2 protein-coding genes are annotated in these 2,667 nt (G+C 52.3%); both read right to left on the bottom strand.

Annotation, left to right across the window (positions count from 1 at the left end; all coding sequences use genetic code 11):
* Nucleotides 1-147: transposase (locus tag Q0072_RS20065; RefSeq protein ID WP_298333497.1), on the bottom strand; the 147-nt coding region annotated here is incomplete at its 3' end.
* 563 nt (nt 148-710) lie between these two features.
* A partial coding sequence (locus Q0072_RS20060) for an RHS repeat-associated core domain-containing protein (RefSeq protein ID WP_298333495.1) occupies nt 711-2,667 on the bottom strand: 1,957 nt, incomplete at its 5' end.

Here is a 2,667-nt window from a genome sequence, read left to right as displayed (position 1 = left end):
CCGATGGCAGCCACATGCCGGGCAAACCCGACCCCGCGGCCAGACCATAGCTTCCAGCATCCGGCGGCAGCGACCATCATCCGAAAACGCGGCCACCGCATCGGCACGCGTCCGGATGCGAGAAAGAAGCTCAAGTTCAGCGGACATGGAAATCCCCTTTGGGTCACCCCAAGAGAATCGCACTGAAATCATTATAAAACAACACTCAAGCTGTCTTTATGGCGTTGTCCGGCTCGCGCGAACGTAAAAAGAACGACTGTCCGTAATCCCGTCCAAAAATCATTCTGTCCGCTTTTCCCCCGCTTGACGCGTTAGGCGGACAGTTTGATCCGAGCCGGAAAATCTACGTTATGCGGACAGGCCCTTTGAGCCGATTCGCCAGCGTTCGTTTAATGTTCTATCGAAGCGGACACCGTCCGCACTTTCGTGTCCGGACCCCTATATATAGGGTAGCGGTGCGTAAAAACCCGCTTTAGTGTCGTGCCCGCTACCTGGTCTTTGCGCCTCTCTGAGAAATTCTCTTGTACACGAAAGCCACTACATCGCAGCTCAACTTATATGAGCCGTAAATAAAGACTGCACAAATAATAAATCTATGAGCTTCATGTATTTTTCCTTTCAGAAGCTCGCTAAAATAACCAACATAGACAAGGCATAACATAAGAAGGATAAACACTATCGCATTTATCACGATTTCATGTTTCTTCATTTTACTGTCCATCAATATGCCCCCCAAGAATGTTAGGAATGGAAGGGGGAGGGGGCGGGGGCTCTTCAGGTGAAGGAGTTACCTCCTGGGCAACCTTTTTACCAACCGCTACTGTTACCGCGGCCGCGGTCGCTAAAAGTGCTTCCTTTTTTGCGGACCGAGCTTCATCTGTGGCCCTGCGCGCTTGCTGCGCTCGTCGAGCGGCTTGACCGCTTTGTGCTCTCTGGCGCGCAGTTACCGCGCGAGTCGCAGCATTCTCCGCGCGAGCTGCTGCTGACTCGGCCTTGATGATCTTATTCGCAGCCTTCAAAGCGCTTGCGCCTGTAGCTCCTGCAACCGCACCAATTCCAACATCCACCCAATCTACTCTTACATCACCTAGATCCTTGCCTTCAACGACAGTTTGGGTGATGACCTGGATACCCAGGTCAATTACACCGCCAACGATGAATCCCACGCAAGCGGGGCACGCTCCCGTCGGATCTCTCTGGTTCACAGGATCATTTGCGACATAGGCATAGAGGTTCATCTGATCCTCATAACCCACCGGGTCGGTCTGCAGGAACCGCCCCAATGCGGGCGAATACATGCGGGCCTTATAGTGGTACATGCCCAGCTCGGGAATCCGAATCTGGCCGGTATAGGCAAATCGACCGGTATTGCTCGACGCCGAAACTCCAAACTCGTCGTACTTGTTAATTCCAATACTGGTGCCACCGCTGTTGCTAACGGCGACGATACTCCCCTGATGGTCGCCACGCAGGTGGCGGCGGTTGGAAAGGTCCGAACCCTCGTACCAGACAACGGGCTCGTCAGGACCCGAACCATGGATATAGCGATGAGCAAGATTGCCACTGGCGTTGTACTCAGCCACAAGGCTGTCCCCATCATAGAGGAAGCGGGTTGTGGTCGAACCCGTGGTCTGATGGAGCCTTCCTAAAGGATCCCAGGACAAAGTGGCATTGGCCGCACCCGATGCGCTTAATAGCCGATTCTCAATATCATAGGCATAGGTTGTACCGCCATCGGTCGTTAGATTGCCGTTCTGATCATATCCCAGGGATGCACTGCTGATTGATGTATACTGGTTCAGGCCATTGATGGCATATCCGCGGTTGGCGATGCTTTGGGGACCCCAGGGATAAAACTTATTGCTAACCGTGCGGTTTAAAAGTTGCCCGGCGGCATTGTAGCTGGCGATGCATGCGGAGTTCACCACGGTTCCCATGCAATAATTGACATCGCGGTCGGTCCCGGTCATATCGTGGCCAATGCTAGTGAGTCGGCTATTCACACCATAACTGAAGGTGGTACTGATCCCACCACCGATACCGGTCCGTTCTCCCTTGTTATTGTATGTAAAATTGACAATCTGAGTAGATCCGTTTTCTCGGATTGCATTCATTCGATCAAGACCATCATATTCGTAAGAAAAGTAATTTCCATCTGGGAATGTGATGCGAGTCCTATTGCCATTACCATCATATTTATACTCTAGAGTCCGCGATGTGCCATTCATGTTATTGGTACTGGACATCACACGACCATGACCATCCCAGGTATTGGTAATGCCCTCTCCGCTTATGGATCCGAAGCGGGCATACAATTTCTGGTCCAGGAGATCGTATCCATAGTAGACATCGCCCGTGGTCGTCCCGGGAATGTCCTTCAGCGTCAACCGGTTCAACGCATCATAGGTATATTGGATTTCGCGCCCGTCCCGGACTCGCTTACTGGTCCGATTGCTGTTCGCGTCATAGAGATAGGACTCGTAGTCACCGGATGAAACCGCACCTGCAGTGACCTTATCAGGGAACCTCCACTGATATAAGCGGTCGAAGCCATCATAAACAAAACGTGACCGATTGCCTTTGGCATCGGTAACATATTCCCGCTTTCCGTTGCTGGTGTAGGTGAAGGTCGAATAAGCTTGCTGCAGCGGCGTGCCATACGCCCTG

The organism is Asticcacaulis sp., from assembly GCF_027484505.1.
Classification (GTDB): domain Bacteria; phylum Pseudomonadota; class Alphaproteobacteria; order Caulobacterales; family Caulobacteraceae; genus Asticcacaulis.
Note: the sequence above shows the minus strand (reverse complement) of the source record. Positions and strands in the feature narration are given on the sequence as shown.